Here is a 6,713-nt window from a genome sequence, read left to right as displayed (position 1 = left end):
TTGTCATGGTCGGGTTGGGGCAGGGGCTGCCCCAAGTGGGTTGTTTGTTATGCCTTGCCGAGACGCTTGCGCAATTCGGTGTTTTCGGAGCGAAGCTTTGCAGCCAGTTCCTTGCGCAGCTTGAGGTTTTCAGCTTCCAGTGCAACAAGCGCCTTGAGATCGTCGCTCGACGATGCCTTGGCAGCAGCCGGTGCTGCGGTCTTTCCAGCAGCATTCTTCCAGTTGTAATAGGTCTGTTCGCTGACTTCAGCCTGCTGCAATGCAGCTTTCAACGTGACCTTGCCACCCTTGGTAGCCTTTTCAACGGAGGCAAGAATAGAAGCGCGTTCGGCTGGCGAATATTTCTTCACCTTGCGACCAGCTGGTGCTGCAGCAGCTGCAGCGGCCTTGGGTGCGCTCTTGGCAGCTTTGGGAGCCTTGGCTGCCTTCGCCGCAGGCTTTGCAGCGGCTGCTTTAGGCTCGGCCTTCTTGCGCGGTGCGCGGGTTTTCGGCTTGCTGCTTGCAGGCTCTGCGGCAGCGGTCTGGTTTGCTTCTACAATGGTTTCATCAGCCATGTTCAGTTTCTCCTGAATTGATACTCGGGTAAGCTTTCCGGGTGCCGAATATATGGGACAATGCTTAATGCAACCATAAGTGCCATTACTTTGACAATTTGTGAAGAGATGCCATCCAAAGACATGCGGCGAGCGATCTATTGTGAAGGCGGATTGATTGTTGAAAACGGGCCCCGAAATATATAGGTAGAGCGCAGTACCTGTCGTACACTTCCATGGAATTTGATCGAGAAAGCTATTTTCGGATGAAGAATCCAATCCGCAATGTTGTGGTTGAATATAAGAACCGGCGTGCGCGCAAGAGCGGCAACTCTCTTTGGGGCAACCTTGATCTGAAATCGATTGCCCTTGAAGTGGATGAGGATGTCAAGGCACCGCTCGCAGCCGAGCCGTCAAAGCCCGCTATCCCGCAAACTGACAGCAAGCCTGCTGAGACCATCCAAGAACCCACCCCACAGGGGAAAGCCATTGTTGAGCCGGTGATCTTGGAAGCAATCGCGTCGCCGCAAGAAGCCGAAACGCTTCCGGCTATCGCCGCTCCCGTCTCGGCAACGCCTGAAGGTAAAAAGCGAAATACTCGCCGTCACTTGAAGCCAATTGCTGCCAAGCCGGTAAAGGCAAAACCATCTCCGAGAGCGAAACTTGATATTCTGGATGAACTGCAAGCGCTTGAGGCCGAGAATGCTGCACTAAAACGACAGCTGGCTGAAAAGCTCAATGCCGAAAACCAGAAAATGCGAAAAATGCTCCATCGTATAGAGACGCAGATCGAACTTTAGTCCTGACTGTCTGGTGGTAACGGCACAAGTTTTTCTAAATCGATAGCGGCTTATCAAAGGCTGCGAAACATGCATGCCATCGCATCAACGAGCTTTGGCTTCAGGCGCTAGCGTTTCCTTCTTTATGAGAAGCCCTTCCAGCAAAGTGCGAAATGTCTGCACAGCCTTTCTTGAGGTGACTTGCGGGTCTTCTGCATTGGCAATCCATTGGGCAGCGCTACTGCTGGCTGCATTAATGAGGCGCGCGGCAGCTTCCGGGTCAATGTCTACGATAATACCAGCCTTTTGCAGATCCGCGAGACTGCGGGCGACTGTTGCAATACAGCCATTGGCATTTGGCCAGCCGGACGGGTCTCCTAGCACCGCGGGACCGTCTCTGAACATGATGCGCTGAATTTCCGGCTCCAGCGCCATCTCAACATAGGCGACATTCTCATCGACAAAGCCCTGCCAAGGTGTCGCGGCGCGGGACGAAATCGCGCAAAGCCTGCCGGTCATTTCAGCATCAATCTGATTGACGACAGCTTGCAGGAGGCCTTTTTTGTCGCCGAAGTGGTGGTAAAGCGCGCCTCTGGTCAGACCGGCTGCGCCCGTAAAGTCATCCATTGAGGCATCGGCATAGCCCACTGTACCGAATGCCTTCCGTCCCGCGGCCAGCAGCTTTTCCCGGGTTTCTGCAATCATTTCGCTACGGGGTTTGCGCACATTATTCTCCAGTTTTCACATACGTGACGTATATTAGTTGACATGCGCCACGTATCAAGTAATCAATTGACATACGTCACGTATGTAAATGGCAAAAACCTTTGCATCAAGGAATAGGTCCATGTCCAACCCCTATAAAGAGATATTCAGCGCGCCCGGCGCGCTTGGCTTTTCCGCCGCTGCGGGTTTTGCGCGGCTTCCAATGGCAATGGCTCCAATCGGAATCGTCGCGATGCTGTCTCTGACGCACGGCGAATATTGGCTGGGTGGCGCAGTTTCCGCTACCTTTGCCTTGACCAACGCGTTTCTGTCGCCGCAGATATCGCGGGCTGTCGACAAATTTGGGCAACGGGCCGTCGTAGGACCGGTAACCATTGTTTCGGTGGTTGCGTTCGCGGCGCTGATTTTGGCTGCCAATCAAAAATGGCCCAACTGGACCCTATTCGTATCGGCCTTTTTGGCCGGAACAATGCCAAGCATATCCGCGATGGTACGGGCACGATGGACCGAGATTTTTCGTGACCGACCAGAGTTGAACACCGCCTTTGCATTTGAGTCGGCTGCCGATGAATTGGTCTATATCGCCGGCGCTTCGCTCTCGGTTGGCTTGACCGTAGCTCTTTTCCCAGAGGCCGGGATGTTGATCAGCACGGTCTTTCTCGCTGTTGGCACCATAGCATTTCTCGCTCAGCGTTCAACAGAGCCCAAACTCCGTATGCCTGAGCAAAATGTTTCGCAGCGTTCCGCTATCAGGCTTCGTTCGGTTCAAATTATCACCCTGGCTTTGATATTCGTGGGATCGACTTTCGCCACAGCGGAAGTTAGTGCTGTCGCGATCACCAGGGAGCTTGGCCGGCCCAACATGGCAAGCTTGGTTATTGGTGTATACGCCATCGGATCCTTTGTGGTCGGTCTGACGCTAGGCGCGCTCAAACCCAGAATTCAATTGCCGCTACAGCTGCTCATTGCGGTTAGCGTCCTTGCAATCACCGCCCTGCCGCTCTTGTTTGCAAGCTCGTCGGTCGCTCTACTGGCCGTGGCTGTCTTTGTCAGCGGCATAGCCATTTCGCCGACTTTCATCACAGCTTTCGGTCTCATCGAACGCCGCGTGCCGGAAAGCATGCTGACTGAAGGTATTACCTGGGTCATGACGGGGATCGGTATCGGGATGGCGCTCGGTGCGTTCATCGCGGGCTGGGTCGTCGATAATTTTGGTGCTGCGTACGGCTTCTGGGTGTCGATTGTTGCAACTGTGACGACCGTTTTAATCGTCGGATTAGGACAGAGGGCTTTGTCTGGCGAGCGTACAACGTTGGCCGTCGACGAGCGCTGTTCGGCGCAGCCTGCTGAATAGCAGTTTTTACAATCATGAGGCCCCTGACGGAAAGAACGTTGGGGGTCATTTTTATCTGCATTGCCAAATAGTGAAACAAAGCTCGATTTTTGATCGCCATTTTTAGTGAGGCCTGTCCGCCTTGCCAGCTCTGCTATCGCCTTCGAATTGTTATGCTTCTACCAATATAAAAAGAGAATTGGACCAACATTAAATCGACAAACGACAAGGGCGAGGGGCAATCCTGTTGGATGCAATCTCGCCGATGTGAATTATCGCGCAAGAAATAAGACAAACATTGTGCGGGCTGATCCCATAGACGAGCAAAAGCCCGCGCCGTGGCAAAGGGTTCTCCTGTTACAAGGACCGGTTGGGCCTGCGTTCCGCCTGCTTCGGAGATATCTGACGCAATTACGCTATCATTGCATTCAAGTGTTGTTCAATCCGGGTGATCGGCTATTTTCCGGGCGACGAAACGGCACACGCGTTTACACGGGCGGTATAGATGGTCTCGAAGACTGGCTGCTTGTTCAAGCGAGCACACAGAACATCACGCACATGGTTCTCTTCGGTTCAGAACGTCCGGTTCACATCATCACGCGCCGAGTGGCCGCGCAACTGAACATAGTCGTGATATCTCTTGAAGAAGAGATATATCCGCCCCGGTGCGATCACACTGGAATTCGGAGCAAACAACGCCTTTTCCCCAATTGCCGGGCAGCTTCCGCCACGCAGATTCCGAATTGATCTTGAAGATGCTTACCCTCCCAATCGGGGTCATTTCTCCGCTATGTGTATCTATGGTGGGCTATATTACGCGTCCGTAACGCTTTGTGGAAAGCGCAGACAACGGCAGCTTATGCGCCGTGATATCGGCATACTCCGTGAGTTGCCCCGCTGGATCAAAAATTTTAGCCGTTGGCTTTGGGGACAATCGAAGCGCAATCATCGACCGCCTGCTGGAGCACAGTGTCGGTCAATATTTTGTGGTGGCTTTGCAGGTTTCACAGGATACCCAGTTGAAACGCTCCGCCCGAGGGTGGGACAATGCGCGTCGGATAACTGAAGTGCTTGATAGCTTTGCAGCATCGGCTCCGCAACATCTGCGGCTGGTTTTCAAAATACATCCGTTGGAGCGGTGTGATGACAATGATCGCAAGCTGATAGACGAACTGTCGGTTAATCTCAGCATCATTGTGATTGCGGAATTATCATCCGCGACGGCCATATCGTCTATTATGATGATATCGCGACGCTGCGGATCGGCTTTGCAGAGGCTTGATCTTGAAAGCCGGCCCTTCCGGCCCGACTTTTGCTTCCGATGGCAAGTTGTTAGCTTGCCTTTTTTGTAATCAGCGTCAAAGCGCCATTTTCAGAAAGACTGGCTGCAATGACATCTTGTTCGTTCATGCCTTTCTTTTGCAGGGCGTCGCGCGCCTCGGGGAACGTCTTCACTGATGTGCGCAGTTTGGTGAGGTCATCGGCGCTGCGTCTTTCGACTACGGCTTGAACCTCTTTCTGGCTTTCAGCCGGCAGTTCCTTGATATCTACCACAGATACAGTCTGTATGGTTGGGGCTGTTGAAGGTTGCTGAGCCGCTGGCGCAGAATTGGCCGGGGGCTGTGGTGCCTGTTGCTGAGCCATTGCGGCAGGGGTCAGGGCGACGAGAGTTACGAATGCAAGCGATGCAATTCTTGGCATCATCTTTCCTTTCCAGAAATTCTGCTAGAGGCGATTTGGGTGACGGAGCCAGTGCACAGGTCGAATGTGACCGTAATGAGTTTCTTTCGGGGCTATTCCCAGGTTAAACCATGTTTCGGTCAAGGCGCCCGCATCTTAACAAATTGTGTGGGCGACATTCATTGCGTCGTATTTGACCTGTATGTCATGACAAAAATTGCTATAACAGTTCAATCGACACTTTGTCATGATGGAGCCGGTAAGCCTATGTGGAAACCCGTATTGGAGCTGCGCAAAGGCGCAACCAAACACCGACTTCTGACAGAAAAAATTGTCGATGATATCGAGGGCGGTATTCTGCAACCGGCAGCCCGGATGCCTACGCATCGCGAGCTTGCGCATCAACTCGGACTTTCTGTGCAGACTGTCAGTATCAGCTATAAGGAAGCAGAACGACGCGGTTATCTGCGTGGTGAAGTTGGACGCGGAACTTACGTTTGCAATCGCGTCACCGAACTTGCGGACCGTTTCATGCTGGATCGAGATCCGAGCGGCACCGCTGATATGTCGATCATACGAGCTGTCTATACGGAGGCGCATGAGCGGGCCTCCAAGCATCTGTTTGAACAATTGAGCCAAACGGAAAACGCCAGTTTCATGCGTCCATGTCGGCCAATCGCCGGGCTGGATCACCATCGCGCCGTTGCTCAGGAATGGCTGCGTAGCTTATCTGTTGATGTTGATCCGGGCCGTATCGTCATTACCAATGGAGCGGCACATGGCCTGTTTCTTGCGGTCGCGACAATTGTTCAGCCGGGCGAGGTGGTGCTGACGGAACGCTTGACCGACCATGGCATTATCGGGCTCGCAAATGTGCTGGGATTTACCCTGCGCGGCCTGCCAATCGACGAACAAGGTGTCATGCCGGATGCTTTTGAGATGGCGTGCAAAGCTGGGGATGTCCGCGCGCTCGTACTGATACCGACACTGGGCAATCCTACAAGTCATCTCATGTCTGCGCAACGGCGTATGGCGATCGCGGAAATCGCTGCAAGATACGATGTTTGTGTTATCGAAGACGAAGTTTACAAACCGATCCTCGAAGAACGGTTGCCTTCAATGCCGGAATTGCTGCCGGATTTGGGCTTCTTCGTAACAAGCTTCACGAAGACTGTCATGACGGGGCTTCGCACCGGTTATCTCGTTGTTCCATCGCAATATTCCATTCGTGTTGCATCGATTTTGCGCGTGACAAGCTGGAGCGGGGTCAATCTTCTGGGCGAGATGGCAAGCCGCTGGATTGAGGATGGCACCGTCAAGGAACTCATCGAAATCCAACGGGGCGAATTGCGTACAAGACAGGCGCAGGTGAGTGACGTCTTGGGGCCTCTGATCGCAGGGAGTAACCCGTTGTCTCTGTGCGCCTGGCTCAAAATCCCGCGCCACTGGTCGGAAGACGGGTTGGTAAGAGCGCTGGCCAATAAGGGGGTCGCAGTGACGCCATCCGATCCGTTTGTAGCCGGGGCCGACCGCGGCCAAGGGGGCATTCGAATTTGCCTTGGCGGACGGCTGTCACGCACAACCTTGCACAAGGCACTTGAAACCATCCGTGAAACCGCTGCACAACTTCCACCAGTTTATGATGTTGGCGCTATAGCCTGA

At 53.5% G+C, this 6,713-nt stretch carries 7 protein-coding genes; 4 read left to right on the top strand and 3 right to left on the bottom strand.

What is annotated here, in order from left to right; genetic code table 11:
* Positions 1-47 precede the first annotated feature (47 nt).
* The gene (locus D8666_RS11415; RefSeq protein ID WP_121537897.1) at positions 48-554 is read right to left on the bottom strand and encodes a transposase; all 507 of its coding nucleotides are present in this window, start codon (positions 552-554) and stop codon (positions 48-50) included.
* A gap of 245 nt (positions 555-799) precedes the next feature.
* Here D8666_RS11415 and D8666_RS11410 point away from each other — a divergent pair, with 245 nt between their 5' ends.
* Positions 800-1,333 carry a hypothetical protein gene (locus D8666_RS11410; protein WP_121537942.1) on the top strand — a complete coding sequence of 178 codons (534 nt, stop codon included), beginning with the start codon at positions 800-802 and terminating at the stop codon, positions 1,331-1,333.
* A gap of 84 nt (positions 1,334-1,417) precedes the next feature.
* On the opposite strand, the gene D8666_RS11405 is transcribed toward D8666_RS11410, so the two are convergent.
* Positions 1,418-2,038: a TetR/AcrR family transcriptional regulator gene (locus D8666_RS11405; RefSeq protein ID WP_167836066.1), complete on the bottom strand. Its 621-nt coding sequence runs from the start codon at positions 2,036-2,038 to the stop codon at positions 1,418-1,420.
* 121 nt (positions 2,039-2,159) lie between these two features.
* Here D8666_RS11405 and D8666_RS11400 point away from each other — a divergent pair, with 121 nt between their 5' ends.
* On the top strand, positions 2,160-3,392 hold the full coding sequence (locus D8666_RS11400) for an MFS transporter (RefSeq protein WP_121537938.1): 1,233 nt from the start codon (positions 2,160-2,162) through the stop codon (positions 3,390-3,392).
* A gap of 863 nt (positions 3,393-4,255) precedes the next feature.
* On the top strand, positions 4,256-4,723 hold the full coding sequence (locus D8666_RS11395) for a capsular polysaccharide export protein, LipB/KpsS family (protein WP_167836065.1): 468 nt from the start codon (positions 4,256-4,258) through the stop codon (positions 4,721-4,723).
* Here the strand turns inward: D8666_RS11395 and D8666_RS11390 are convergent.
* A complete protein-coding gene (locus tag D8666_RS11390; protein ID WP_235858938.1) occupies positions 4,704-5,075 on the bottom strand; it encodes a hypothetical protein in 372 nt (123 codons plus the stop codon). The two genes, D8666_RS11395 and D8666_RS11390, sit on opposite strands and share 20 nt — an antisense overlap.
* A 243-nt stretch (positions 5,076-5,318) precedes the next feature.
* Between D8666_RS11390 and ehuR the strand changes: the two genes are divergently transcribed.
* On the top strand, positions 5,319-6,713 hold the full coding sequence (gene ehuR / locus D8666_RS11385; RefSeq protein ID WP_121537934.1) for a MocR-like ectoine utilization transcription factor EhuR: 1,395 nt from the start codon (positions 5,319-5,321) through the stop codon (positions 6,711-6,713).

Origin of the sequence: Ochrobactrum soli (assembly GCF_003664555.1) — a bacterium.
Taxonomy (GTDB): Bacteria; Pseudomonadota; Alphaproteobacteria; order Rhizobiales; family Rhizobiaceae; genus Brucella; species Brucella teleogrylli.
The sequence above is the reverse complement of the archived record's forward strand: the minus strand, read 5'-3'. Positions and strand labels throughout refer to the sequence as shown.

Coding starts and splice junctions, on each gene's coding strand:
- D8666_RS11415 (WP_121537897.1), bottom strand. CDS start 554: ATGGCTGATGAAACCATTGTAGAAGCAAACCAGACCGCTGCCGCAGAG.
- D8666_RS11410 (WP_121537942.1), top strand. CDS start 800: ATGAAGAATCCAATCCGCAATGTTGTGGTTGAATATAAGAACCGGCGT.
- D8666_RS11400 (WP_121537938.1), top strand. CDS start 2,160: ATGTCCAACCCCTATAAAGAGATATTCAGCGCGCCCGGCGCGCTTGGC.
- D8666_RS11390 (WP_235858938.1), bottom strand. CDS start 5,075: ATGATGCCAAGAATTGCATCGCTTGCATTCGTAACTCTCGTCGCCCTG.
- ehuR (WP_121537934.1), top strand. CDS start 5,319: ATGTGGAAACCCGTATTGGAGCTGCGCAAAGGCGCAACCAAACACCGA.